Here is a 25,112-nt window from a genome sequence, read left to right on the forward strand (position 1 = left end):
TGAATGACCGTAGAAACGCAGCTCAACCCTACACAGCCAGTAAATCAACAGATTTACCGTATTCTTCGCCGTGATATCGTGCATTGTCTGATTGCACCCGGTACACCGCTGTCGGAGAAAGAGGTTTCCGTACGTTTTAATGTGTCACGCCAGCCGGTACGAGAAGCATTCATCAAACTGGCCGAGAACGGTCTGATTCAGATCCGCCCGCAGCGTGGCAGCTACGTGAATAAAATTTCGCTGTCGCAGGTGCAAAACGGCTGTTTTGTTCGCCAGGCAATTGAATGTGCCGTGGTACGCCGCGCCGCATCGCTGATCAACGATCAACAGTGCTATCAGCTTGAACAGAATTTGCATCAGCAGCGCATCGCAATTGACCGAAAACAGATTAATGATTTCTTCCAGCTTGATGATGAGTTTCATCAGAAACTGGCTTTAATCGCCGAGTGCCAACTCGCCTGGGATACCGTTGAGAATATAAAGGCTACAATTGACCGCGTTCGTTATATGAGCCTGGATCATATTTCCCCGCCTGAAATGCTGCTACGCCAGCATCACGATATCTTTGCCGCCCTTGAGAAGCATGACGGCGATGCGGTCGAGCGCGCAATGATGCTCCATCTTCAGGAAATTGGTGAGTCCGTTCAGCTTATTCGTCAGGAAAATAGCGACTGGTTCAGCGAAGATTAATACTACGCTCACCTCACTCCGGGGTGAGTTTCTCCTGCATTTTCCCCTCTCCTGCATAACTGCATAAAAAAAGCTGTGATTTTGATCGAAAACAAAAAAAATCATTAACGAGAAGCGTATTTATATTGCGCCCGTTACGTGGGACTAAAAGCCCACGGGCTTTGACGGTAAGTTGGAAAGGAGAAAACACCATGAAAACATACGATCGTAACCGTAACGCAATCACCACTGGCAGCCGCGTCATGATCAGCGACACCGGACTCACAGGCCGCATTACAGCAATAGATACCGATGGCCTGACCGCTGAGCAGATTCGCCGCGGGAAAACAGTGGAAATCGAAGGATGTGAAGGCAAATACGCCCCCCTCGAGCTGATTCGTTTAGGCATGAACTAATTGGTGTGAATGCCAGAAAACACAGCGCCATCTGGCCGTTGCAAGCCAGATGGCGGCATAAAGCATAATCTTCGTTACTTCAGTTTTGCTGCATACTTCGCAACCGTCGCCTTCGCCCCTTCAGCCAGTAAAGTAAGATACGCTTGTGTGACCTGACGGTTGAACAGTTCAACCTGTGGCAGTTCACGGCCAAAAATAGCATCGATTGCCAGTAGCGCCTGAACGCGCTCTTCGCCTTCGTTGCTGCTACGCACCGCATTCTGGATCACCGGCAACAGTGGATCGCTAATTTCAATCGCCTGGCCCTGTTCATCCACACCACCTACGTAACGCATCCAACCAGCGACACCCAGTGCCAGCAGCGCAAAGTCACTACCGTGCACAATGTGCCAACGAATGGAATCAAGCATACGCTGCGGCAGTTTTTGGCTACCGTCCATGGCGATCTGCCAGGTACGATGACGCAGCGCCGGATTGCTGTAGCGTTCAATTAACAGATCGGCGTAGCGCTGTAGGTCAACACCTTTTACTTTCAGCGTAGGTGCTTGTTCCTGCAACATCAGCGCACGTGCAGCAAGACGATAGTTTTCATCGCCCATGCAATCGTTAATATGTTGATATCCCGCCAGATACCCAAGATACGCAAGGAAAGAGTGGCTGCCGTTGAGCATACGCAGTTTCATCTCTTCAAACGGAATGACATCGGCTACCAGTTCCGCCCCGGCCTTTTCCCATTCAGGACGGCCGGCAACAAAGTTATCTTCAATTACCCACTGGCGGAACGGTTCGCATGCCACGCCTGCCGGGTCGCGTACACCGGTGATATGTTCAATTTTGTCCAGCGTCTCCTGCGTAACTGCAGGGACAATGCGGTCAACCATTGTTGATGGGAATGTCACATGTTGTTCGATCCACGCGGCCAGTTCCATATCTACCGCTCGGGCATATGCAATGACAACATTGCGCATCACATGACCGTTTTCTGGCATGTTATCGCAGGACATCACGGTAAAGGCGGCTAAACCGGCAGCTTTGCGACGCGCCAGGGCTTCAACCACCACGCCCGGCGCAGTTTTTGGTTGTTTAGGGTTTTGCAGATCGGCTGCAATCATCGGGTTGTCTAACATCAGTTGGCCGGTCGCCGGTGAATGGCAGTATCCTTTCTCGGTGATGGTCAGTGAAACGATCGCGACCTGCGGTTCACACATCGCTGACAGTACGCTTTCCAGACCATCAACCTGCGCATGCAATGCATTTTTCACCACGCCCACGACTCTCGCAGTCCAGGCATCAGCAGACATCTCTGCAACGGTATACAGATTATCTTGCTGTTTCAGATCGAAAATCTGCTGCTCGCCGCCAATCAGGTTCACCTCGTAGTAGCCCCAGTCACTGCCGTGATCGGCGGCCAGAATGTCAGCGTAAACACCCTGATGTGCGCGGTGAAACGCGCCAAACCCCAGATGAACAATACGCGGAACCAGTTTTGTACGATCGTAGTCAGGAAGTGCAGCCTTTGCCGCTAAGAGCTTGTTTTGCATGGTATGGCCTACTTATAAATGAAATCAGGACTGTTCCAGAGTAACGCCTGTATGGTTGTATGTTTTGATTTGCATTAAGCTTTTTATGATTGGTATGACATCATTTGTTGAGTTATATACCAAAGTCAGTGAATTTGGCGGCATACTGCCGCCAAAGGATATTAATGTTTCTGCCACTGCTGGTATTCACGCTTAAGTCTTTGCGGAGCGGTTTCCGGCATCATCAACAAACCAATAATTGAGATAACTCCAAGTACAATCACATAGGTTGCAAGTCCATAGTAATGTCCACCTGTTACTTGCAGAATTTTTACTGCTACCAGTCCAAGAATGCCACTGCCTATTAGCGACCCCAGTTGCCAAATTAAAGCTATTCCGCTACAGCGAATATGAGTTGGGAAAAGCTCCGGAAAATAAGAAGCCTGAGGTGCATAACACATACTATGCCCAACACTCAGTACCAGGATCATTACTATTTGTGTAAGCCAAAAACTATCCTGATTAATCGCAAGAAAGAAAGGAATAATCATAACGACCTGCAGCAGCGCACCGATAATATAGACTGGTTTACGTCCAATTTTATCGCATAGCGACCCCATCAACGGTATTGCAATTATTTCTATTATGACCGCAACGATCATTGTCTCCATCAAAATATTAGCATCAAGATTGTTTGCCTTACCGTAAGCCAAAACAATCACTGTGAACATTGCAAATGTGCAAGCTTCAATCAGTTTCGCGCAGACCCCCTTGACAACAATGCCAGGAAAATCGCGGATAACTTCAACTAATGGACGTGATTCTTCTGCTTTTGTCTCCCTAATCTGAGCAAAGACAGGTGATTCATCAATTTTTAAGCGGATAAACAGTCCAACAATAACCAGTAACAGACTCAACAGAAACGGTATACGCCACCCGTAATCCATCATTGCCTCTGGAGAAAGTGTGGCATTTAACAGCGCAAAGAGCGCTAACGGCAGGAGGAAACCAACCGGCGCACCGATTTGAACCCAACTGGAAAAAAATCCACGATGTTTGGGTTCAGAATATTCAGCCGTCATCAGTACTGCACCGGCTTGCTCACCTCCAACACCAAATCCCTGTAATACACGAATAAAAATAAGTAAAGCTGGAGCCCAGACACCTATTTTCTCATATGTAGGTAATAACCCTATACAGAACGTCCCCAAACCAACAATTAATATAGTAATAACCAGTGCTTTTTTACGCCCAACCTTATCGCCAATATGCCCAAAGACGATTCCTCCTAATGGTCTTGCGAGGAAACCAACAGCATAGGTTGCAAAAGCAGCGAGAGTACTTATTAACGGATCGTCACTCGGGAAAAATAGATGACCAAAAAAGAGTACAGCTGCTGTCCCGTATGCAAAAAAATCATAATACTCAGCAGCAGTACCAATTGCGGATGCTGAAGCCACTCGACGAATAATAGGCTTATTATCTACGTTATTTTTAATATCGACTGAACTAACCATAAGTTTAACCTTCTGTAGGGTATTGGGTTAATCAACATCTTTCGTACGTAAAATTTATATTTACCAGTTCCACAGCGTGCCATCTTCCAGGCGAGCAACGGGCAGATATGCAGGGTCATACGGATATTTCGCTGCCAGTTTTTCGTCAAACTCGATCCCAAGACCAGGTTTGTCTCCTGGGTGCATATAGCCGTTATCAAAGGTCCAGTTATGTGGGAACACTTCCAGCATTTGCTCGGAATAGCCCATATATTCCTGTACGCCGAAGTTCGGCACCCACAGATCAAAATGCAGCGCTGCGGCCATGCACACAGGCGACAGATCGGAAGGTCCATGTGAACCGGTACGAACCTGATACAGCGACGCGAAATCAGCAATCCGGCGCATACCGGTGATACCACCCGCATGGGTGATGGTGGTGCGGATATAGTCGATCAGTTGTTCTTCAATAAGCTGTTTACAGTCCCAGATGCTGTTGAACACTTCCCCTACCGCAATCGGCGTGACTGTATGCTGGCGGATCAGGCGGAAGCACTCCTGGTTTTCAGCTGGTGTTGGATCTTCCATCCAGAACAAACGGTACTGTTCAATGCTTTTGCCGAAACGGGCGGCTTCAATGGGCGTCAGGCGATGGTGCATGTCATGTAGCAGATGTTCGTTAAAACCAAACTTGTCACGCACGGCGGCAAACAATTTTGGTGTGAAATCCAGGTATTTCTCCGTTGACCACAACTGCTCTTCCGGCCATTGCCCTTTGGTGGCGGGTTCGTAGGCCTGTCCTTTGCCTTTAGACATACCGTAAGTGGTTTTCATCCCCGGCACGCCGCACTGTACGCGAATCGCTTTAAAGCCCATTTCTTTATGACGCGCATAATCTTCGAGTACGTCATCAACGGTATGGCCTGTGGTGTGGCAGTAGACCATAACCCCTTCACGAGAAGCACCGCCGAGCAACTGGTACAACGGCATATTCGCCGCTTTCGCTTTGATATCCCAGAGAGCCATATCCACCGCAGAAATCGCCGACATGGTGACCGGACCACGACGCCAGTACGCGCCTTTGTAGAAAAACTGCCAGATGTCCTCAATACGATGCGCATCGCGACCAATAAGCTGCGGACACACGTGATCTTTCAGATAGGACGCCACGGACAGCTCGCGTCCATTTAACGTGGCATCTCCCAGCCCGGTGATCCCATCTTCTGTCGTAATTTTCAACGTTACAAAATTACGCCCAGGACAGGTGACAAACACTTCAGCCCCAACAATCTTCATTTCTTATTCCCTACATCTGTTCTTGTGATGCAGGAAATTTACTCAACTGAGCTACTACCATACAAGTATAAAGATCAAAAAAACGCTGTTTGATCACAAAAAAGGCGCTATGCGCGCCCCCATCCAGCCACAATAATCAGCATGCCGCACAACGCCACCAGCGCGCCAGACCAGTCATATAAACTGAGTTTTACACCATCGACAATACGTAGCCATAGCAGCGCGGTCACCACGTAAACACCGCCATAGGCTGCGTATACACGCCCGCTGGCTGCCGGATGCAGTGTCAGCAACCAGACGAATAAAGCCAGTGACACCCCGGCGGGTATCAGCAACCAGGCTGTAGCTCCTCGCTTAAGCCAAAGCCAGGGTAAAAAGCAGCCAATGATTTCGCATAACGCGGTGATGAAAAAAAGAAATGTGGTCTTAAGCATTGATGTTATTCAGTTACCTTCGGTTTAACCATGATACGACAGAATCTCGTTAGCGTATCCATATCCACCGGGTGGGTATGCCCGCAAACTGGAATAGTGTAGAATTTAACCCTGTTTTATCGTTTTTACCCTTTCCCATAAAAGGAATTCACCATGAAAATTACACTGACCAAACGCCTGTGCCTGACGGCTATGCTGACGCTGGCTGCGGCTGTGTACACCTCTTCGGCATTTGCTGAAACCAGTAAACTGGTCATTGAATCCGGAGACAGTGCGCAAAGTCGTCAACAAGCCGCAATGGAAAAGGAACAATGGAACGATACGCGTCAGCTTCGCCAGAAAGTCAATAAACGTGCAGAGAAAGAGTGGGACAAAGCCGATACGGCCTTTGATAGCCGTGATAAGTGCGAGCAGAGCGCTAATATTAATGCATACTGGGAACCTAACACCCTGCGCTGCCTCGACCGCCGTACTGGCCGCACCGTTGCCCCATAATCATTGCACTTTGAAGGATATTGAAAGGATACGATATGACTAGCGCCCTCAGTGTTAAGTTGCGCCCGCTGGAGCGTGAAGATTTACGATTCGTCCATCAGCTTGATAATAATGCCAGCGTAATGCGCTACTGGTTCGAAGAGCCTTACGAAGCGTTTGTTGAGCTGTCAGACCTGTATGACAAACACATCCACGACCAAAGCGAACGTCGCTTCGTGGTGGAGTGCGACGGTGAAAAAGCCGGGCTGGTGGAATTGGTTGAAATTAACCATGTACACCGCCGGGCCGAATTCCAGATTATTATTTCGCCGGAATATCAGGGGAAGGGTCTGGCCTCACGGGCAGCAAAGCTGGCAATGGACTATGGCTTTACCGTGCTCAACCTCTATAAGCTGTATCTGATCGTCGATAAAGAGAACGAAAAGGCTATCCACATTTACCGTAAACTCGGTTTTATGGTGGAAGGCGAGCTGATCCATGAGTTCTTTATCAACGGCCAATACCGCAACACGATTCGTATGTGTATCTTCCAGCAGCAGTATCTGGCAGAGCACAAAACGGCAGGCCCTAATCTGCTGCCGCCTACCGCTCAGTAAACACGACTAGTAGTAGTCGATCGTGTTTTCAATCGAGTAATGATGTTCAACTGCCGGCTTCACGCTCTCATCAACGATAACAAGCTGGCAGTTGATCGGATTTGCGTATTCATCGTATTTGCACGTTTGTTTGACATTGCCTAACGGATGATTGTTGAGCATGCTCACCGCGGTGTAATCTAACTTCTTCAATGGGTCAACCGACGGTTTAGCATCAACCTGCAAAGTGCTGTCCTTACTGACGGTTGTTTTGCCCAGCGGGTAGCCTTCGGCATCATATCGATACTGCACCTTCATCTCTTTCCCCGTGGCGGAAACGACAAAGCCGTTATCGTCGGTATCCCACACCACACCGGCAGCAGGCAGTTCCGCCAGTTGGCATTTGCCCTGTAAACGGATCCGTTTTTCCAGCGTTTCGGCATCCCGATAGTAGTTAGCATCCAGGACCAGCGCCATACCGGTATTGTTTTCGATATCGTGCAGTTCAAGTGTATCGAAACACCCTTCCTGTGACAGGGTACCAGCAACGCGCTTAGTGACCTCACCTTTGTCGTTGAGCAGCGTCTGACTGAAATCTTTCACCGGCCCGCGCAGCGGATCGAAATCAAACTCATTGGAAAAACTGGCCATTTCCGGCGTAAAGGAAACCAGCCCTTTGGCGTTATCACACCCGACCAGCACGACACACAGGAAACCTAACAGGGTCTGTTTCTTCACATTTTTCACCGGGATAAGAAGATAATTCTCAATCATATTAGCAAATACAGTTATTTACACCAGAAATGCTAATCTTAGTCTATGTCGATCATAAAGGAGCTGATGATGAAATACGTAACAGGAATTGCCGCGATCTTACTGGCAGTTGCATCCCCACAGGTTCTGGCCGCACCTGCGTCATGTGAACGCGTGAAAAGCGATATCGAGCAGCGCATCATCAATAATGGCGTCGCAGAGTCCAGTTTTACGCTGAACATTGTCCCCAACGATCAGGCCGATCAACCTGATTCGCTGGTGGTAGGACATTGTGCAAACGATACGCACAAAATTCTCTACACCCGGACTAACAGTGGAAACGCCCCTGCCAACAGCTCGCCTGCACAGGACGGGCACGTCGCCGAACCGCAATAAATCATACCCTCCGTACGCGGAGGGTTACTCCAGTTTGATATGCATTAAGATGCCATACTCATAAATGGGTAAACTCACTCCATTATTAGCATGCTATTAATTTCTCTGTAGAGATTAATATATAGCGATAACTATAATGGAGTGAGTTATGTCTGATACTGAGCAATATGGAGGCATTAGCCGCAGGATGTTAGTGAAATCCTCGGCTATAGGTTCGTTGGCGCTTGCCGCTGGCGGGTTATCGTTACCTTTTGGGATGCGCACCGCTGCTGCTGCGGTACAACAGGCGATACAACCGGCTGAAGAGAAAGTGGTTTGGGGCGCTTGTTCCGTGAACTGCGGCAGTCGTTGTGCCCTGCAACTCCACGTCAAAGATGACGAGGTCGTATGGGTAGAGTCTGATACGACCGGAGACGATATTTATGGTCAGCACCAGGTGCGTGCCTGTTTACGTGGACGCTCAATCCGTCGACGGATCAATCATCCGGATCGCCTCAATTATCCTATGAAGCGCGTGGGCAAACGCGGTGAGGGTAAATTCGAACGCATAACCTGGCAGGAAGCGCTGGATACCATCAGCACCAGTTTAAAAAATACCGTACAGAAATACGGTAATGAGGCCGTGTATATCAACTACACCTCTGGCATTGTCGGCGGCAATATTACTCGCTCCTCCCCTTATGCCTCGCTGGTCGCTCGATTGATGAACTGCTATGGCGGATTCCTGAGCCATTACGGCACATACAGTACCGCACAAATCGCGGCGGCAATGCCTTACACCTACGGCTCAAATGACGGCAACAGTACCTCCGACATTGAAAACACGAAGCTGGTGGTGATGTTCGGCAATAACCCTGCCGAAACGCGTATGAGCGGCGGTGGCATAACATACTTCCTTGAGCAGGCCCGGGAGCGTTCTAACGCCCGCATGATCGTCATCGACCCGCGTTATACCGATACCGCTGCGGGTCGTGAAGATGAGTGGATCCCTATCCGTCCGGGAACCGATGCCGCACTGGTGGCGGGAATCGCCTGGGTCCTGATTAACGAAGATCTCGTCGACCAGGCATTCCTTGACACATATTGCGTCGGTTATGACGAGAAAACCCTACCCGCTGACGCCCCCGCTAACGGACATTACAAGGCCTATATACTTGGCAATGGCGATGACGGTGTCGCTAAAACGCCCCAATGGGCCTCGCATGTCACAGGGATCCCGGCCGAGCGCATCATTAAACTGGCACGAGAAATCGGTAGTACAAAACCGGCGTATATTTGTCAGGGTTGGGGTCCACAACGTCAGGCTAACGGCGAACTGACTTCGCGCGCGATCGCAATGCTGCCAATCCTGACTGGCAACGTTGGCATCAACGGCGGCAATAGCGGTGCACGAGAATCAACCTACACCATCACGATTGAACGCATGCCGCTGCCGGATAATCCCATCAAAACCCAAATATCCTGCTTTAGCTGGACCGACGCCATCGCCCGGGGTCCGGAAATGACCGCAACCCGCGATGGCGTGCGCGGTAAAGATAAGCTCGATGTACCGATTAAATTTATCTGGAACTACGCGGGTAACACCATTACTAATCAGCACTCAGATATCAATAAAACACATGAGATCCTTCAGGATGATACGAAATGCGAAATGATAGTGGTCATCGAAAATTTCATGACATCTTCGGCGAAATACGCCGATATCCTGCTGCCGGACCTAATGACCGTCGAACAGGAAGACATCATTCCTAACGACTATGCGGGCAACATGGGATACCTCATTTTTATTCAACCCGCGACGTCACCGAAGTTCGAGCGCAAACCGATCTACTGGATAATGAGCGAAGTCGCCAAACGCCTTGGCAATGATATCTATCAACGGTTTACGGAAGGCCGTACTCAGGAACAATGGCTCCAGTATCTGTATGCAAAAATGCTGGCCAAGGACCCCGCGCTCCCTTCTTATGACGAGCTGAAAAAAATGGGGATCTATAAACGCAAAGATCCTAACGGGCATTTTGTCGCTTATAAAAAATTCCGCGACGATCCGCAGGCCAATCCGCTCAAAACACCGTCTGGAAAGATTGAAATTTACTCCAGCCGGCTGGCGAAAATTGCCAACACATGGGAGTTGCAGAAGGATGAAGTAATTAGCCCGCTTCCCGTCTACGCCTCCACGTTTGAAGGGTGGGACGATCCCAAACGCAGCGCATTTCCGCTGCAGTTGTTTGGCTTCCATTACAAATCCCGTACGCACTCCAGCTACGGCAATATCGATGTTCTGCAGGCGTCCTGTCGTCAGGAAGTGTGGATCAATCCCGTCGATGCCCAAAAGCGTGGTATTGCAAATGGCGATATGGTGCGGGTCTTTAACGACCGCGGGGAAGTACGTATTCCGGCCAAAGTGACGCCACGGATCCTGCCTGGCGTCAGCGCAATGGGCCAGGGTGCATGGCACGATGCGGATATGGCCGGCGACAAAATTGACCATGGCGCCTGCGTCAATACGCTGACAACACAGCGCCCTTCACCGCTGGCAAAAGGCAACCCACAGCACACTAATCTGGTCGAGATCGAGAAGGTTTAAGGACTAACCCATGACAACTCAGTATGGATTTTTTATTGATTCCAGTCGTTGCACCGGGTGCAAAACCTGCGAGCTGGCCTGCAAAGACTACAAAGACCTCACCCCTGACGTCAGTTTCCGGCGGATTTACGAATACGCAGGTGGTGACTGGCAGGAAGACAACGGCGTCTGGCACCAGAACGTTTTTGCCTACTATCTTTCAATCTCCTGTAACCACTGCGAGGATCCGGCCTGCACCAAGGTTTGTCCAAGTGGTGCGATGCATAAGCGTGAGGATGGTTTTGTGGTGGTCGATGAAGACGTGTGCATTGGCTGTCGCTATTGTCATATGGCCTGCCCGTACGGTGCGCCACAGTACAATGCTGCAAAAGGACATATGACCAAGTGTGATGGCTGCCATGATCGTGTTGCAGACGGCAAAAAGCCCATCTGCGTCGAGTCCTGTCCGCTGCGTGCGCTGGATTTTGGCCCCATCGACGAACTGCGCAAAAAACATGGTGAACTGGCTGCCGTCGCCCCGCTGCCGGGTGCGCACTTCACCAAACCAAATATTGTGATCAAACCAAACGCCAATTGCCGCCCGACCGGGGATACCACGGGTTTTCTGGCTAATCCAAAGGAGGTGTAAAATGGGAAATGGATGGCATGAATGGCCGCTGGTACTGTTTACGGTGCTGGGCCAGTGCGTAGCCGGGGCGCTGATCGTCAGTGGTTACGGCTGGCTGACCGCTAAAGACGAGCTGGTAAAACAACGTATCCTTCGCAGTATGTTTTTTCTCTGGCTGGTAATGGGCATCGCCTTTCTCGCCTCGATCATGCATTTAGGTTCGCCGCTGCGCGCGTTTAACTCGCTGAACAGAATTGGCGCATCGGCGCTAAGTAACGAAATCGCCAGCGGTTCGCTGTTTTTCGCCGTCGGTGGCCTGTGGTGGCTGGTGGCGTTTCTCGGTAAAATGCCCGCAGCGTTAGGTAAAATCTGGATGCTGTTGAGCATGTTGCTGGGCCTGGTATTTGTCTTTGCGATGACCAACGTCTACCAGATAGACACCGTCCCAACCTGGTATAACGGTTATACTACACTGGCGTTTTTCATGACGATGCTGCTCAGTGGACCGCTATTTGCCGCTCTGCTGCTGCGTGCTGCAGGTGTTTCTTTTAACACCGCCAGATTCGCCGGTATCAGCGTATTGGCTCTGCTGGTTACGGTGGCCGTTATTGTGCTGCAGGGACTGTCACTCGGCGAGATCCACAGTTCGGTACAATCCGCCAGCGCACTGGTTCCCGACTACGGCAGTTTACAGGTCTGGCGAGTCCTGCTGCTGGCCGCGGGTCTGGGTTGCTGGATATGTCCGTTGATCCGTCGCAAAGGACCGTCAGTTGGCGGGTTGGCGCTCGGGTTAATTCTGGTGCTTGTCGGTGAAATCATTGGCCGCGGTTTGTTTTACGGTTTACATATGACAGTCGGAATGGCTGTCGCAGGTTAACTTTCGGGTGCGGGGCAACCCGCACTGTTCAGGATTGTTTGCATGACCCATTTTTCACAACGTGACAACTTTTCTACCGCAGCGCGCGTGCTTGGCGCGCTGTTTTACTATGCCCCAGACAGTGCGGAAGCTTCGGCATTGGTCAGTGCGTTAAGAACCGATGGCTGGCAGGCGCAGTGGCCGCTTGAAAAGACAACGCTTTCGCCGTTAGTCGCTCAGTTTCAGGCTGAGGCCGATGAGTCTCTCCCGCAGGCCTGGCAACGTCTGTTTGTTGGCCCCTATGCGCTCCCTTCTCCGCCATGGGGATCCGTCTGGCTGGATCGTGAAAACGTGTTGTTTGGCGACTCCACGCTGGCATTACGCCAGTGGATGCGGGACAACGGCATCCAGTTTGCCATGCAGCAAAATGAGCCAGAAGATCACTTTGGTTCGCTGCTGTTGCTGACGGCCTGGCTTGCCGAGAACGAACGCCACACCGAGTGCGAGCAACTGCTGGCCTGGCATCTGTTCCCATGGTCATCACGCTTTCTTAATGTGTTTATCGAAAAAGCCGATCACCCGTTCTACCAGGCGCTTGGTGAGCTGGCGCGCCTGACGCTGGCACAGTGGCAATCACAGTTACTGATCCCGGTAGCCGATAAGCCTTTGTTCCGTTAATTTCGTCACAGGCAGGAATTGTCCTGCCTGTGGTGCATCCTGTTGCGCACGCTGAGCTTTTGCTTCTGTTGCCTAATAGCCGCAAAATAGAGCGTCTGAATTTTCCAGTCTGGCCACTCATGCATCATTTACATGCTTACCCTGACCTGCGTGCCATGTTCCGCCGCCTGCTGATCGCCGCGTTGATTGGCGTCCTTGCTGCGCTGGCCGTCGCAGGATTTCGTCATGCCATGCTGCTTCTCGAATGGTTGTTTCTGAGCAACAACACGGGAAGTCTGGTCAACGCAGCGACAAACCTTTCGCCCTTAAGGCGTATGCTGACACCTGCACTCGGCGGTCTGGCGGCTGGATTACTACTGTGGGGCTGGCAAAAATTTAACCGTTTACGTCCGCAGGCTCCCACTGATTATATGGAAGCCCTGCAAACCGACGGACAATTTGACGTCAGTGCAAGCCTGGTGAAATCGCTGGCATCGTTACTGGTCGTTGCCAGCGGGAGCGCCATCGGACGTGAAGGTGCCATGATTTTACTGGCGGCGCTGGCGGCCTCCTGCTTTGCTCAACGCTTTACCCCGCGTACAGAATGGAAGTTATGGATTGCCTGCGGCGCCGCTGCAGGTATGGCTGGAGCCTATCATGCCCCGCTAGCGGGCAGTTTATTTATTGCCGAAGTATTGTTTGGCACGCTGATCCTCGCCTCACTGGGGCCGGTAGTGGTGTCCGCCGTAGTCGCATTACTCACCACCAATCTGCTTAGCGGCAGCAATGCGCTGCTGTATACCGTGCACCTGTCGCGGGAATTACATGCTCTGGAATACGTTATGATTGTCAGCACCGGTCTGGCTGCTGGCATCTGCGGACCGCTCTTCATGTGGTTGATGACCGCCAGCCATAATGTATTTTTGCGCTTAAAACTCTCGCCACCGTGGCAACTGGCGCTTGGCGGGTTGATCGTTGGCCTGCTTTCATTGCTCACGCCTACGGTCTGGGGTAATGGCTACAGCGTGGTGCAGTCATATTTACTTTCACCACCGCTGCTGGCCGTGGTTAGCGGGATTTTTATCTGCAAATTACTGGCGGTGCTTGCCAGCAGTGGATCCGGTGCTCCGGGTGGCGTGTTTACGCCAACGCTGTTTGTCGGCTTGTCGGTGGGCATGTTGCTGGGTCAGGTATGGGGATTATGGCTTCCGGGCTCGGATGAAATTGCCATTTTGCTGGGATTAACGGGGATGGCCACGCTGCTGGCGGCTACCACGCATGCACCAATAATGTCGACGTTGATGGTTTGTGAAATGACCGGGGAGTATCGCCTGCTCCCCGGATTACTGATTGCCTGTGTCCTGGCGTCGGTACTGTCGCGTACGTTACGCCACGACTCTATCTACCGACAGCACGCTGCCGAGCATTGACAGGCGGATGTACTGCGACAACTCACGCTGCTCTGCACGTGGCAGATAAGGCAGTTCACCGATCAGCGGTGCAGGTAATTTTTTACCCAGCACATCAATGATTTCCGCATAATGCGCCAGCCCCGGGTTAATGCGATTCGCAACCCAGCCAATCAACGGCAGTCCGTCGCTGGCTATCGCCTGCGCGGTGAGGATCGCATGATTAATACAGCCTTCCTGGATACCCACTACCATCAGCACCGGCAGTTGTTCCTGCACCACCCACTCCGATAACGGACGCAGATCGTTCATCAAGCTCCGCCAGCCTCCGGTGCCTTCCACGACGACGTGATCGACTTTTTCGCTAAGGCTTGCGAGACCGTTGGATAACAGGGTGTAATTGACCGGACCACTATGCGCCACGCTACTTTCATCTTCGCTTAACGCAATTGGGTTAATTGCCTCATAGGGCAGCTCGATAGATGACACACTTTGCAGCACCAGTGCATCTTTGTTGCGCAGACCTTCGGGCGTCTCTTTGCTGCCTTTGGCTACTGGTTTGTAACCTGCTACGCTTTTACCCCCTGACGCTAACGCTTGTAGTAATGCGCGGGAAACCACGGTCTTCCCAACAGAAGTGTCTGTACCTGTAATAAAGAAACGCTTCAGCATCACTAACTCCACCGTTATGCTTTGAAAATATAAGTCAGGAAAATAAAACAGTGGAGAAAGTCTAAGGTATGACGACCAGGATCAGCTTGAGATAGCGCAATTTTTCGTACAACAGTTAAAAAATGTTAACCCTGTAATAGACGAATCAACAAAGAACCGTTATACATCGCGTCCTTCACGAGTGCCGCCCCCGCCATCGTCCCCTGATTGGTAAACTGGGTACTTTCAACGACTATATGCTGACTGTAAGCCGGAAGCGCCTGCTGACGAATGCTGTCAGCGATGGTTGGGAACAAGATATCTGCCGCTTTACTGAGCGGAGAGCCAATCAATATCTTTTGCGGGTTGAACAAATTCACCATGATGGCAAGAATTCGACCGACGTGGGTCCCAACGCCGCTAATGATATCTTTCGCCAATAAATCACCCTGCATGGCCGCCAGACACAGCGCGTCTACCGTTAACGGTTGCCCATGTAGAGAAGAACTCATTGACTGCTTCAGGCGCACCTGCGCCAATTCGAGCACGCTATCGACGCTGGCGATTGTTTCCAGACAACCATGGTTGCCGCAATAGCAGCGTTTACCGTAGGGATCGACCTGCGTATGACCAATCTCCACCAGGCTACTGCTGCCTGCATGCAGCAAATGGCCGTCAGTGATCACCCCTGCACCCACGTTATGATCGATCACCACCTGAATGACGTCGCGCGCACCGCGCGATGCGCCAAAAAGCGCCTCGGCCATCGTCCAGGCGCTGATATCGTGCTGAATATACACCGGCACGCCGGTATGGTTCTCAAGCGCTTCGCCCAACGGCATCTCTTTGACATCTTCGTAAAATGGCATGCGATGAACGATACCGTTTTCAGTATCAATAATGCCGGGTAAGGTGATGGCGATGGAGGTTAAGCGCTCCAGCTTTTGCTGGTGGCGGATGAAAAACTGATCGACCTGGGTTATCACGCGATCCAGCAACGGTGTTTCGCTGACCAGCGCCATTTCAAGACAATCTTCAACCACCAGCTTGCTGCTCAGATCGCGTAGCGCCAGAAAAATCTCGCCACGACTGATACGAATGGATAAGTAGTGCCAGGCCTCCGTTTCGACAACCAGCCCAACGGCCGGACGACCACGGCTACCCGCTTCCTTGATTTCCAGCTCTTGCACCAGATGCGCTTCGAGCATTTCGCGGACAATTTTGGTAATGCTGGCAGGCGCCAATTGTGCCAGGCGGGAGAGATCAATACGCGATACCGGACCCAGCTGATCAATCAGGCGATAAACCGCACCCGCATTGGTCTGCTTAATTTGATCGATATGCCCAGGCTGACTATCAGCAACCACCACTTACTCCCTTTATTTTCGCGCTCCGAAATAATCTGCGGGCTATGGTGAAGCACTTCAATGGCTTCCGTCAACTTTTTACTTAGCCTTGTGATTTACTGCACATTTTCGCCCATTTTTAAACTAAATTAACCGCTCTGAACGGCCGCCAGAAGCTGCTCGCGAAAGCGTTGCGCGGCGTGACTTTGCTCATGATGCTTTGGCCACACTAACCACATTTCCGAGACAGCATCTTCTTCCGCTATCGGGATCCAACACATTTCATACAGTTGCACCCGTTTAAAAGAAGCAGGAAGTATAGAAACCCCTAATCCTGCGGCCACCAGCCCAATGATAGTCATCGCCTCGCCAACCTCCTGCGCAATCGTCGGTTTCAGTCCATAGCGACGCATCAGGCCCAGAATATCGTCATACAACCCTGTCCCCACATGGGGGTCAAAAAAGACAAATGGCTCATTCGCCAGTTCGGCCAACGTGACCACGGGTTTTTGCGCCAACGGATGCGCACGTGGGATCATTGCCATCAGTGGTTCATGCAGAATGATTTCACGCTCCAGCGTTTCCGGAAGCTGCGTATTACGCAGAAGTCCCAAATCCAGCGTTCCTTCATTGAGCGGGGCAATTTGCTCACGCGTGTTCATTTCACGGGTTTGCATATGCACTGCCGGGTAGCTTTGGCGAAACAGCGATAACGTATCTGAAACCGCTTTGATAAACGGCGCGGACGACGTAAAGCCGATACGTAATTCCCCTGCTTCTCCCAGATGCAAACGCTCAGCCCTGGCGGCGGCTTCATTAACCAGCCCGAGGATCTGTCGACTGTCCGCCAGAAACTGCTTTCCGGCAGAGGTCAGCGCCACGCTACGGTTAGTTCGGGCAAGTAACCGGGCGCCAACCTGCTGTTCAAGGATCTGGATCTGCTGACTTAGCGGCGGTTGCGAAATGTTTAACCGCGCCGCCGCCCGACCAAAATGCAACTCTTCGGCAACGGCCACAAAGTAACGTAAATGACGCAGTTCGATATTCATATTTTTAACATATTATTTGAGATTATTAATATATTAGACAGAATATTGTGATTTTCATACTCTTAAGGCTGGTCCTGTAGACGTAATTGAATGAGCAAGGATTTCAAGTGAGCCGTACAACAACTGTCGATACCGCGCCAACAAGCGATGTTGATGAACAGATAGTTACCCCGCCGGATGGATTTATCAAACGCGGAACATCCCCATTTATGCGCGTCACGCTGGCGCTGTTTTCCGCCGGACTGGCGACTTTTGCCCTCCTCTATTGCGTTCAACCCATACTGCCAGTGCTCTCGCACGAGTTTGGGGTTTCTCCCGCAAGCAGCAGTATCTCGCTTTCCATCTCGACGGCGATGCTGGCGATAGGGTTACTGTTTACCGGCCCACTTTCAGATGCTATTGGCCGCAAGCCGGTGATGGTTACCGCGCTGCTGCTCGCCTCTTGTTGTACGCTGCTTTCAACAATGATGACCAGCTGGCACGGTATTTTAATCATGCGTGCTCTGATAGGACTTTCACTGAGCGGCGTCGCGGCGGTAGGGATGACCTATCTGAGTGAAGAAATTCATCCCAGTTTCGTCGCCTTCTCAATGGGCCTGTATATCAGCGGTAACTCAATTGGCGGAATGAGTGGTCGCTTGATCAGCGGCGTGTTTACCGACTTTTTTAACTGGCGTATCGCGCTGGCGGCGATCGGCTGTTTTGCCCTTGCCTCTGCGCTGATGTTCTGGAAAATCTTACCGGAATCCCGTCATTTCAGACCCACATCGCTGCGCCCGAAAACGTTGTTTATCAACTTCCGTTTGCACTGGCGCGACAAAGGTTTGCCGCTGCTGTTTGCGGAAGGTTTTTTACTGATGGGATCGTTTGTCACGCTGTTTAATTATATCGGCTACCGCCTGATGCTCTCCCCGTGGGAGCTCAGCCAGGCGGTTGTAGGTTTGTTATCTGTGGCGTATCTGACCGGGACATGGAGTTCGCCAAAGGCGGGTTCTATGACCACTCGTTATGGTCGTGGCCCGGTAATGCTCTTTTCAACAGGCGTGATGCTGGTTGGACTTTTGATGACCCTGTTCACATCGCTATGGCTGATCTTCGCCGGGATGCTGCTCTTTTCAGCCGGGTTCTTTGCCGCGCACTCCGTAGCAAGCAGTTGGATTGGACCACGAGCAAAACGCGCTAAAGGCCAGGCTTCTTCCCTGTATCTGTTCAGCTATTATCTGGGATCCAGTATTGCCGGTACGCTGGGCGGTGTGTTCTGGCACAGCTATGGCTGGAACGGCGTGGGCGGATTTATCGCCCTGATGCTGGTGTTGGCGTTGCTGGTCGGTGCGCGTTTGCACCATCGTCTGCACGTATAATCCGCGATGCCCGGGTTCCGGGCATCACCTTCATCACCCTGGCTGTAACGTCTGAGCCGCCATCTGCAGAGCAACAACTGTCCCGTTCATCACTATATGCAGCAAAATTGGCATCAACAGACCGTTGCTTTTCAGTCTGGCCAGGATCAACACCTGCGACACAAGAAACAACATCAGCAACGTGCGTAGATCCACATACTGCGTATGCATGATGGCAAAAATGACCGATACCACCACTGACGACAGCCAGGTTTTATTATTGAACCAGTACTGGAACGCGTTGAATAAACAGCCTCTGAAAACAATTTCTTCATAAACTGGCGCGATAAATATCAGGGTCAACGTAGATAACCACAACGCATAACTACTTAAGGATATTTGGCTGGTCACCCACGCTTCGGTTTGTCTGAGCCCCAAAATCAATGGCAGGATAAGCTGAATAAACAGCAGCCCCGCGAACAAAATGGCAAACCACCTGGCGTTGAAAATGCCTTTGCCCAGTCCCTCTCTTTTTCTAAAGAAGAAATAATACAGCGGAACCAGCACAACAAATTCCAACGCAAACAGCAGCGGAAAAAGTAATCCTTTAGCAAGCAGGTCCTGACTCGCGGGGAAAAACAACGGGGTAAACGTGAGGCCAAACATCAGTAAAAACATTGAAAAGCAGCCAGCAACTGCTTTAGTCCTGGCGATATACAGGTTGTCGGCATCCTGTGACATACGATCTCCTTGCGCTCATCGAAGATAAGTTGATGAATTACCTATGCATGATAAAAATTCTCATTATCACTGACAACCTACCAACTTTTACGCAATGCCCATGAGTACAATGCCAAAACCCTCTTTACTCCGGAACTTCACCGTCAACTACTCAGAGGAGAATCCGCCAGCGGCAACGAGAAACGGAAGCAGGCCCCTGCAGTTGAGCTAACCAGATGTATATCTCCTCCATGCAGTTCGAGCATTCTACGCACGATCAGTAAGCCCAGACCGCCGCGCTCGGCCCGCTGCTCACGGGGAATTAACGCGGTCGGGCGCTGAAACAATACTTCTCGCACAGCTTCTTCTACCCCTGGCCCGCTGTCCTGCACTTCGGCTAACAAACGGTCTTCATCACGCCAGACTTTTAGCCGCACTTCGCCTCCGTCAGGCGTATGACGGATAGCGTTATCCAGCAAATTCGTCACGACTCTTTCTATCATCGATAAATCGGCATTCACCAGCGGTAACGGCCCCGTTACGTCAAGGTGCAACTGCAAATGACGCGTGGCAACAGGGAGATCAAATTTCTGTGCCACGTCCTGGATCAATTCACCAATAGCAAAACGTTCACGCTGCGGTTTTATACCGCCATGCTCCAGCCTTGCCAGCTCAAACAGCTGTTGTGACAGATGGCGAACTTTATGCCCCTGGCGCAGCGCGATGCTAAGATAATGCCGGTTTTCCTCCGGCGTCATCGTATCGGCTTTCAGCGACAGCATTTCCAGATACCCCAACAGTGAAGTCAACGGTGTGCGTAAATCGTGCGAAATATTGGCAATAAACTCTCTGCGCTGACGATCGCTGTCTGCTAATAAATCCCACTGCTGGGCAATTTTCTGCGCTAACTCGATAAACGCATTGTTCAGCAGCGCTATTTCATTCTCCGGTACCGGTTCGGGATTTTTTTGTGCCAATTGTTTGATGACGGTAATGCTGTCCTTCTCCAGTTTTACCACCTGTCCGGTTAGCCTTTTCACTGGATTCGTCACCCATCGCCACACCAGAAAACCTGCAATTCCACCGGCGAATAAAACCAGTATTAACGTCCAGGCCACGGTATTCCAGAGCGTTTTTTGCCAGGCGGTATTCGCCAGCATATTCAGATCTTCGCCCTGCAGAATAATGTACAAATAGCCATGTAGCTCACCGTTATATAAAACTGGCGCGGCGCTGAATACCTTTTGCTGGCTGCTGCGCGGATCGTTGCCATAGACGGGCAACGCATCTGAGTTAAGGAAATCCTGTATCGGCTGTACGCTAATTTTCTGCCGCTGGATATGCCCCGGCGGTGCGGCATCAGCAAGTATTTCACCTGACGGTGAAATCAGATACAGCTCCACGCTGGGGTTGAGCGTCATCAGGTGATTAAACAATCCTTTTAAGGTCTGGCGATTAATCTGCCCGCTGGTATCAATAAGCGACTCACTTTTGACAATCTTGCTCGCCAGCTCCAGCGAGAGCCTTTGCACCATGGCGTCGCCATACTGTTTACTGCTGCGGATCTGGACAACACTGACGGTAACCGCACAAATCAGCATAATGGCGGTAAAGACGAGGGTCAGACGCTGGCTCAGCGACAGGCGATAAATCATGGCTGATGCTCCGCGTTAACCGCAGCAAGCTTATAGCCTCGTCCCCAAACCGTGAGAATAATTTCCGGCTCGGCAGCATCCTTTTCAATTTTGGTCCGCAGGCGATTAATATGACTGTTCACCGTATGCTCATACCCTTCATGCTGGTAGCCCCACACCTGATCTAACAGCGCCTGACGCGAAAAGACCTCGCCTGGATGACGGGCGAAAAAATAGAGCAGATCGAATTCGCGCGGCGTTAAATCGAGGGATTTACCATGCAGCCGGACTTCCCGGGCTAATGGGTCAATCTCTACGCCATGAACGGTGATAATCCCCGCCTCCATACGCAGGTTCTGACTCATCGCTTCCTGACGACGAAACAATGCCTTTACCCGGGCCATCAACTCCAGCACCGAGAAAGGTTTGGCCAGATAATCATCGGCACCCATTTCCAGCCCCAATACACGGTGCGTTTCACTGGTGCGGGCGCTGATGATAATGACGGGCAAATAAAAACTCATTTGGCGAATGCGACGACAAATCTCCAGCCCGTCGACACCCGGCAGCATCAGATCGAGGATAACGGCATCCCAGACGTGTTTCTCCAGTTGTTCAAGCGCACGAGCTCCGTCTGCCTCATGAACAATCTCGTAACCCTCATCCTTCAGGCTAAGCTGCAAAAGTGAGGCAATATCGCTGTCATCTTCCACCAAAAATATCTTTTTCGCGCCTGCCATCAGTGTCATCCCCCTCTCGTCGTGCTGAAAGCTTACCTCAGGCAAGGGGCGGAAGTTATCACAAAATTTTTAACTTTTCGTGAGGATCCAGGGATACGCATGCGAGCAGTATGTCGTTATAGACACGTCAGACATCAACAGGGAAACGTCGCTTGTTTTCCTTAACATGAAAATAAGAAGGAAAAGTCATGCTAAAAAAACGTCCACTTCGGGAAGCAGATGTTACAGCCGAGTCAGTATTTTTTATGCAACGACGACAGATCCTCAAAGCACTTGGGATAGGTGCTGCTGCGGCCACGCTGTCCTCTCCTACACAGGCTAATTTGCTGGATTGGTTTAAAGGCAACGATCGTCCACCCGCCCCCGCAGGCAAAGCGCTTGAGTTCACAAAGCCCGAACGCTGGCAAAACAGCCTGTCTCTGACGCCAGAAGACAAGGTGACAGGCTACAACAATTTCTACGAATTTGGTCTGGATAAAGCCGATCCTGCCGCCAATGCCGGTAGCCTGAAAACCGATCCCTGGACGTTAACCATCAGCGGTGAGGTCAACAAACCTTTAACCTTGGATCATGATGCGCTGACCACACGCTTTCCATTAGAAGAACGTATTTATCGGATGCGTTGCGTTGAGGCCTGGTCGATGGTTGTGCCGTGGGTGGGTTTTCCGTTGCATAAATTACTGGCGCTGGTTGAGCCAACCAGTCACGCCAAATATGTTGCCTTTGAAACACGCTACGCCCCTGATGAAATGCCGGGTCAGAAAGACCGTTTTATTGGCGGTGGGTTGAAATATCCCTATGTCGAAGGTCTTCGTTTGGATGAGGCTATGCACCCGCTCACATTTCTCACCGTAGGCGTATATGGCAAAGCATTGCCGCCGCAAAACGGGGCGCCGATACGCCTGACCGTACCCTGGAAATACGGCTTCAAGGGCATTAAATCGATTGTCAGTATCAAGCTGACGCGTGAGCAGCCACCGACGACCTGGAATATGTCTGCACCGAATGAATACGGTTTTTACGCCAACGTAAATCCGCAGGTTGATCACCCTCGCTGGTCTCAGGCTACTGAGCGTTTTATCGGTTCGGGTGGCATTCTCGATGTACAGCGACAGCCCACGTTACCTTTTAATGGTTATGCCGATGAGGTGGCATCGTTATATCAGGGCATGGATCTTCGGGAGTATTTTTAAGTGAGGTTGACTGCAAAACAGATAACCGGCCTGAAAGTGCTGCTGCATTTCGCCGGTTTTTTACCCCTGCTATGGCTCTTCTGGGCCGCGCAGCATGGCGGGTTGGGTGCCGCCCCGGGAAAAGATATCCAGCACTTTACGGGCATTACCGCGCTGAAGTTTTTGCTGGTTACCCTGCTGGTATCGCCGCTTGCGCGCTATGCAAAGCAGCCTTTGTTGTTTCGTACCCGGCGGTTGTTAGGTTTATGGTGCTTTGCATGGGCCACACTGCATATAACCAGCTATGCTCTGCTGGAACTGGGTATACAAAACTTGGGATTGTTGGGTCGTGAACTGGTTTCACGCCCATGGCTAATGCTGGGTATGGCCGGTTGGATTATCTTATTCCTGTTGACGTTGACCTCGACACAAGCCGCTCAGCGTAAAATGGGCAAACGCTGGCAAACATTGCACAACTACGTCTACCTGGCCGCCATTTTGCTACCGCTGCATTATCTGTGGTCGGTAAAAGTGTTATCACCGCTCCCTATTATCTACGCCATCTGTTTTGTGGTTCTGCTGGCTTTTCGCTATAAAAAGCTGTTACGGAAAACCGGGTACAAAGGTGTGTTTATGAAAAGTGAGTGAATCACGGTAAACTTCTTAACCACACCTAAACAGAACGAGAACAAAAAATGAGTAACAATGATAATTACCATCAGCTCACCCGCACGTTCCAGCGGCTCTCTCGCTTCTCCCACCTCTCGGCAATCGCCAGTTGGGACATGTTTACCATGATGCCGCCAGGAGGCAGTAAAGCCCGAGGCGAAGCGTTGGCCGAGCTGAGCGTGCTTGAACACCAACTGTTAACTGACCCGAAAGTGGCAACGTGGATTGCCGCAGCGCAACAGGAAGATCTCAACGATGTAGAACAGGCGAATCTGCGCGAAATGTCGCGATTGCATCACCAGGCATCCTTGTTGCCCGAATCGTTGGTAGAAGCAAAATCACTTGCGGGAAGCCGCTGTGAGCATGCCTGGCGTAGCCAGCGACCAGCTAATGACTGGGAAGGATTTTCCGAAAACCTGAAAGAGGTTGTGAAGTATAGCCGCGAAGAAGCCCGACTGCGCGCAGAAGCAAAAGGTTGTTCGCCGTATGACGCGCTACTGGACATCTTTGAACCAGGAATGACCAGCGCTCAGTTGGATGTCCTTTTCGCAGACGTTAAAAGTTGGCTGCCCGATCTGCTAAACAAGGTGGTGGCAAAGCAGTCTCAGCAGTCGCTCATCGCCCCGGTAGGTCCCTTCCCAACAGCTGTACAGCGAGAGCTGGGTCTTGAAACAATGGCACAGCTAGGTTTCGACTTTACCGCTGGTCGGCTGGATATCAGTGCACATCCTTTCTGTGGCGGCGTACCAGAAGATGTTCGCATTACCACCCGCTATGATGAAAACGAATTACTCAGCGCGCTGTTTGGCGTGATCCATGAAACCGGTCATGCGCGCTATGAGCAAAACCTGCCACGCAGCTGGTCTGGGCAACCTATTGCTCTGGCACGCTCAACCGCCATTCATGAGTCCCAGAGTCTGTTCTTTGAGATGCAACTGGGACGCAGTAAAGCCTTTCTGATGCGGTTGATTCCGGCTGTAACGCGCCACTTTGGCGATCAGGCAGCGTTTGAAGAAAGCAATTTCATCGCCTGGAACCAGCAGGTCAAACCCGGGTTTATCCGTGTTGATGCCGACGAGGTAAGCTATCCCGCTCACGTGATCCTGCGTTATGAAATCGAACGTGCGCTTATTAATGGCGATATTGAAGTGGATGATATCCCGGCATTGTGGAACGAGAAAATGCAGGCCTGGCTGGGGCTGTCAACGATCGGAAACTACCGTAACGGTTGTATGCAGGATATTCACTGGACTGACGGCGGCTTTGGCTACTTCCCTTCCTATACCTTAGGCGCCATGTATGCAGCGCAGTTGTTCAGTGCCGCTAACCGCGCATTGCCTGATTTGAATCAGTCTATTGCCCAAGGTGAGTTTGGTGCCCTGTTTGACTGGTTACGTCAGAACATCTGGCAGCATGGCAGCCGCTTTACTACTGAACAGCTTATTACCCAGGCGACCGGAGAGCCGCTCAGCAGCCGTTATTTCCGTTCTCATCTGGAAGCCCGCTATTTGTAATCTCATACCGTGAGTCATTGTACATATCGTTACACGCCGAAACCAATGACTCACGGAAGCCCTGTGTTTACAGCGATATAGTTATTTCAACGGCCCCGCAGTGGGGTTGAA

25 protein-coding genes are annotated in these 25,112 nt (G+C 51.1%); 14 read left to right on the plus strand and 11 right to left on the minus strand.

What is annotated here, in order from left to right; all coding sequences use genetic code 11:
• Positions 1 to 3: 3 nt before the first annotated feature.
• Positions 4 to 690 carry a GntR family transcriptional regulator gene (locus tag OGY17_RS12000; RefSeq protein WP_003032396.1) on the plus strand — a complete coding sequence of 229 codons (687 nt, stop codon included), beginning with the start codon at positions 4 to 6 and terminating at the stop codon, positions 688 to 690.
• Between the two features lie 191 nt (positions 691 to 881).
• A complete protein-coding gene (gene ydfZ / locus OGY17_RS12005) occupies positions 882 to 1,085 on the plus strand; it encodes a putative selenium delivery protein YdfZ (RefSeq protein WP_003032393.1) in 204 nt (67 codons plus the stop codon).
• Between the two features lie 74 nt (positions 1,086 to 1,159).
• On the opposite strand, the gene OGY17_RS12010 is transcribed toward ydfZ, so the two are convergent.
• The 4 genes from OGY17_RS12010 to OGY17_RS12025 form a co-directional block, all read right to left on the minus strand.
• Positions 1,160 to 2,626, minus strand: coding sequence for a mannitol dehydrogenase family protein (locus OGY17_RS12010; RefSeq protein WP_286607322.1), 1,467 nt, complete (start codon positions 2,624 to 2,626; stop codon positions 1,160 to 1,162).
• A 161-nt stretch (positions 2,627 to 2,787) separates the two neighbouring features.
• Entirely contained in the window at positions 2,788 to 4,122 is a 1,335-nt protein-coding gene (locus OGY17_RS12015; protein WP_051642672.1) for an MFS transporter, read from the minus strand.
• A 60-nt stretch (positions 4,123 to 4,182) separates the two neighbouring features.
• Positions 4,183 to 5,397 carry a starvation-sensing protein RspA gene (gene rspA / locus OGY17_RS12020; RefSeq protein WP_043016367.1) on the minus strand — a complete coding sequence of 405 codons (1,215 nt, stop codon included), beginning with the start codon at positions 5,395 to 5,397 and terminating at the stop codon, positions 4,183 to 4,185.
• 107 nt (positions 5,398 to 5,504) lie between these two features.
• Positions 5,505 to 5,831, minus strand: a complete 327-nt coding sequence (locus tag OGY17_RS12025) for a YnfA family protein (protein WP_008784733.1) — start codon at positions 5,829 to 5,831, stop codon at positions 5,505 to 5,507.
• A 153-nt stretch (positions 5,832 to 5,984) separates the two neighbouring features.
• Between OGY17_RS12025 and OGY17_RS12030 the strand changes: the two genes are divergently transcribed.
• Complete coding sequence (locus tag OGY17_RS12030) at positions 5,985 to 6,326, plus strand: DUF1283 family protein (protein ID WP_003032382.1); 342 nt, start codon at positions 5,985 to 5,987, stop codon at positions 6,324 to 6,326.
• A gap of 35 nt (positions 6,327 to 6,361) precedes the next feature.
• Positions 6,362 to 6,922 carry a spermidine N1-acetyltransferase gene (gene speG / locus OGY17_RS12035; RefSeq protein WP_008784731.1) on the plus strand — a complete coding sequence of 187 codons (561 nt, stop codon included), beginning with the start codon at positions 6,362 to 6,364 and terminating at the stop codon, positions 6,920 to 6,922.
• A 6-nt stretch (positions 6,923 to 6,928) separates the two neighbouring features.
• Here speG and OGY17_RS12040 read toward each other — a convergent pair whose 3' ends face one another.
• Positions 6,929 to 7,639 (minus strand): YnfC family lipoprotein, encoded by a 711-nt coding sequence (locus OGY17_RS12040; RefSeq protein ID WP_081003631.1) that lies wholly within the window; start codon positions 7,637 to 7,639, stop codon positions 6,929 to 6,931.
• Positions 7,640 to 7,741: 102 nt separating this feature from the next.
• Between OGY17_RS12040 and OGY17_RS12045 the strand changes: the two genes are divergently transcribed.
• The 6 genes from OGY17_RS12045 (at position 7,742) to clcB (ending at position 14,187) form a co-directional block, all read left to right on the plus strand.
• The gene (locus tag OGY17_RS12045) at positions 7,742 to 8,050 is read left to right on the plus strand and encodes a DUF1161 domain-containing protein (RefSeq protein ID WP_008784729.1); all 309 of its coding nucleotides are present in this window, start codon (positions 7,742 to 7,744) and stop codon (positions 8,048 to 8,050) included.
• A 148-nt stretch (positions 8,051 to 8,198) separates the two neighbouring features.
• Positions 8,199 to 10,637, plus strand: coding sequence for a selenate/tellurate reductase subunit YnfE (ynfE, locus tag OGY17_RS12050; RefSeq protein WP_071446475.1), 2,439 nt, complete (start codon positions 8,199 to 8,201; stop codon positions 10,635 to 10,637).
• Between the two features lie 10 nt (positions 10,638 to 10,647).
• Complete coding sequence (gene dmsB, locus OGY17_RS12055) at positions 10,648 to 11,265, plus strand: dimethylsulfoxide reductase iron-sulfur subunit DmsB (protein ID WP_008784727.1); 618 nt, start codon at positions 10,648 to 10,650, stop codon at positions 11,263 to 11,265.
• Position 11,266: 1 nt separating this feature from the next.
• Entirely contained in the window at positions 11,267 to 12,121 is an 855-nt protein-coding gene (locus OGY17_RS12060; protein WP_008784726.1) for a dimethyl sulfoxide reductase anchor subunit family protein, read from the plus strand.
• Between the two features lie 42 nt (positions 12,122 to 12,163).
• Positions 12,164 to 12,778, plus strand: a complete 615-nt coding sequence (gene dmsD / locus OGY17_RS12065; protein ID WP_008784725.1) for a Tat proofreading chaperone DmsD — start codon at positions 12,164 to 12,166, stop codon at positions 12,776 to 12,778.
• Between the two features lie 119 nt (positions 12,779 to 12,897).
• Positions 12,898 to 14,187 (plus strand): voltage-gated ClC-type chloride channel ClcB, encoded by a 1,290-nt coding sequence (clcB, locus tag OGY17_RS12070; protein ID WP_032944412.1) that lies wholly within the window; start codon positions 12,898 to 12,900, stop codon positions 14,185 to 14,187.
• Here clcB and bioD read toward each other — a convergent pair.
• From bioD to ynfL, 3 genes are all read right to left on the minus strand, one after another.
• Positions 14,143 to 14,838 carry a dethiobiotin synthase gene (bioD, locus tag OGY17_RS12075; RefSeq protein ID WP_020996409.1) on the minus strand — a complete coding sequence of 232 codons (696 nt, stop codon included), beginning with the start codon at positions 14,836 to 14,838 and terminating at the stop codon, positions 14,143 to 14,145. The genes clcB and bioD overlap by 45 nt on opposite strands.
• A 125-nt stretch (positions 14,839 to 14,963) precedes the next feature.
• Complete coding sequence (mlc, locus tag OGY17_RS12080; protein ID WP_003832888.1) at positions 14,964 to 16,184, minus strand: sugar metabolism global transcriptional regulator Mlc; 1,221 nt, start codon at positions 16,182 to 16,184, stop codon at positions 14,964 to 14,966.
• A gap of 128 nt (positions 16,185 to 16,312) precedes the next feature.
• A complete protein-coding gene (ynfL, locus tag OGY17_RS12085; RefSeq protein WP_032943386.1) occupies positions 16,313 to 17,212 on the minus strand; it encodes a multidrug efflux transcriptional activator YnfL/SxtR(Kp) in 900 nt (299 codons plus the stop codon).
• A 107-nt stretch (positions 17,213 to 17,319) separates the two neighbouring features.
• Here ynfL and ynfM point away from each other — a divergent pair, with 107 nt between their 5' ends.
• Positions 17,320 to 18,573, plus strand: a complete 1,254-nt coding sequence (gene ynfM, locus OGY17_RS12090) for a multidrug efflux MFS transporter YnfM/SxtP(Kp) (RefSeq protein WP_003832886.1) — start codon at positions 17,320 to 17,322, stop codon at positions 18,571 to 18,573.
• 33 nt (positions 18,574 to 18,606) lie between these two features.
• Here ynfM and OGY17_RS12095 read toward each other — a convergent pair whose 3' ends face one another.
• The 3 genes from OGY17_RS12095 to OGY17_RS12105 all read right to left on the minus strand — a co-directional run bounded on the left by OGY17_RS12095 (position 18,607) and on the right by OGY17_RS12105 (position 21,646).
• Positions 18,607 to 19,293, minus strand: coding sequence for a CPBP family intramembrane glutamic endopeptidase (locus OGY17_RS12095; protein ID WP_071446478.1), 687 nt, complete (start codon positions 19,291 to 19,293; stop codon positions 18,607 to 18,609).
• Positions 19,294 to 19,436: 143 nt separating this feature from the next.
• Entirely contained in the window at positions 19,437 to 20,927 is a 1,491-nt protein-coding gene (locus tag OGY17_RS12100) for a sensor histidine kinase (RefSeq protein ID WP_286607325.1), read from the minus strand.
• The gene (locus tag OGY17_RS12105; protein ID WP_008784719.1) at positions 20,924 to 21,646 is read right to left on the minus strand and encodes a winged helix-turn-helix domain-containing protein; all 723 of its coding nucleotides are present in this window, start codon (positions 21,644 to 21,646) and stop codon (positions 20,924 to 20,926) included. The genes OGY17_RS12100 and OGY17_RS12105 overlap by 4 nt, the downstream gene beginning before the upstream one ends.
• A gap of 188 nt (positions 21,647 to 21,834) precedes the next feature.
• On the opposite strand from OGY17_RS12105, the gene msrP reads away from it, so the two are divergent.
• From msrP to OGY17_RS12120, 3 genes are read left to right on the plus strand one after another with little or no spacing between them, the layout of a single operon-like run.
• The gene (gene msrP / locus OGY17_RS12110) at positions 21,835 to 22,839 is read left to right on the plus strand and encodes a protein-methionine-sulfoxide reductase catalytic subunit MsrP (RefSeq protein ID WP_286607327.1); all 1,005 of its coding nucleotides are present in this window, start codon (positions 21,835 to 21,837) and stop codon (positions 22,837 to 22,839) included.
• A complete protein-coding gene (msrQ, locus tag OGY17_RS12115) occupies positions 22,840 to 23,466 on the plus strand; it encodes a protein-methionine-sulfoxide reductase heme-binding subunit MsrQ (RefSeq protein ID WP_286607329.1) in 627 nt (208 codons plus the stop codon).
• 47 nt (positions 23,467 to 23,513) lie between these two features.
• Positions 23,514 to 25,001, plus strand: a complete 1,488-nt coding sequence (locus OGY17_RS12120; RefSeq protein ID WP_286607331.1) for a carboxypeptidase M32 — start codon at positions 23,514 to 23,516, stop codon at positions 24,999 to 25,001.
• Positions 25,002 to 25,112 lie beyond the last annotated feature (111 nt).

Origin of the sequence: Citrobacter sp. Cpo126 (assembly GCF_030332445.1) — a bacterium.
GTDB classification, from domain to species: Bacteria; Pseudomonadota; Gammaproteobacteria; order Enterobacterales; family Enterobacteriaceae; genus Citrobacter; species Citrobacter portucalensis.

What these genes read in the sequence shown, in the direction of transcription:
- ynfE (WP_071446475.1), top strand. Translation starts at nt 8,199, where the DNA reads ATGTCTGATACTGAGCAATATGGAGGCATTAGCCGCAGGATGTTAGTG.
- OGY17_RS12095 (WP_071446478.1), bottom strand. Translation starts at nt 19,293, where the DNA reads ATGTCACAGGATGCCGACAACCTGTATATCGCCAGGACTAAAGCAGTT.
- rspA (WP_043016367.1), bottom strand. Translation starts at nt 5,397, where the DNA reads ATGAAGATTGTTGGGGCTGAAGTGTTTGTCACCTGTCCTGGGCGTAAT.
- OGY17_RS12010 (WP_286607322.1), bottom strand. Translation starts at nt 2,626, where the DNA reads ATGCAAAACAAGCTCTTAGCGGCAAAGGCTGCACTTCCTGACTACGAT.
- speG (WP_008784731.1), top strand. Translation starts at nt 6,362, where the DNA reads ATGACTAGCGCCCTCAGTGTTAAGTTGCGCCCGCTGGAGCGTGAAGAT.
- OGY17_RS12060 (WP_008784726.1), top strand. Translation starts at nt 11,267, where the DNA reads ATGGGAAATGGATGGCATGAATGGCCGCTGGTACTGTTTACGGTGCTG.
- OGY17_RS12015 (WP_051642672.1), bottom strand. Translation starts at nt 4,122, where the DNA reads ATGGTTAGTTCAGTCGATATTAAAAATAACGTAGATAATAAGCCTATT.
- clcB (WP_032944412.1), top strand. Translation starts at nt 12,898, where the DNA reads ATGCATCATTTACATGCTTACCCTGACCTGCGTGCCATGTTCCGCCGC.
- ydfZ (WP_003032393.1), top strand. Translation starts at nt 882, where the DNA reads ATGAAAACATACGATCGTAACCGTAACGCAATCACCACTGGCAGCCGC.
- dmsB (WP_008784727.1), top strand. Translation starts at nt 10,648, where the DNA reads ATGACAACTCAGTATGGATTTTTTATTGATTCCAGTCGTTGCACCGGG.
- OGY17_RS12120 (WP_286607331.1), top strand. Translation starts at nt 23,514, where the DNA reads ATGAGTAACAATGATAATTACCATCAGCTCACCCGCACGTTCCAGCGG.
- OGY17_RS12030 (WP_003032382.1), top strand. Translation starts at nt 5,985, where the DNA reads ATGAAAATTACACTGACCAAACGCCTGTGCCTGACGGCTATGCTGACG.
- OGY17_RS12045 (WP_008784729.1), top strand. Translation starts at nt 7,742, where the DNA reads ATGATGAAATACGTAACAGGAATTGCCGCGATCTTACTGGCAGTTGCA.
- OGY17_RS12100 (WP_286607325.1), bottom strand. Translation starts at nt 20,927, where the DNA reads ATGATTTATCGCCTGTCGCTGAGCCAGCGTCTGACCCTCGTCTTTACC.
- ynfL (WP_032943386.1), bottom strand. Translation starts at nt 17,212, where the DNA reads ATGAATATCGAACTGCGTCATTTACGTTACTTTGTGGCCGTTGCCGAA.
- OGY17_RS12105 (WP_008784719.1), bottom strand. Translation starts at nt 21,646, where the DNA reads ATGGCAGGCGCGAAAAAGATATTTTTGGTGGAAGATGACAGCGATATT.
- OGY17_RS12000 (WP_003032396.1), top strand. Translation starts at nt 4, where the DNA reads ATGACCGTAGAAACGCAGCTCAACCCTACACAGCCAGTAAATCAACAG.
- msrP (WP_286607327.1), top strand. Translation starts at nt 21,835, where the DNA reads ATGCTAAAAAAACGTCCACTTCGGGAAGCAGATGTTACAGCCGAGTCA.
- OGY17_RS12025 (WP_008784733.1), bottom strand. Translation starts at nt 5,831, where the DNA reads ATGCTTAAGACCACATTTCTTTTTTTCATCACCGCGTTATGCGAAATC.
- dmsD (WP_008784725.1), top strand. Translation starts at nt 12,164, where the DNA reads ATGACCCATTTTTCACAACGTGACAACTTTTCTACCGCAGCGCGCGTG.
- bioD (WP_020996409.1), bottom strand. Translation starts at nt 14,838, where the DNA reads ATGCTGAAGCGTTTCTTTATTACAGGTACAGACACTTCTGTTGGGAAG.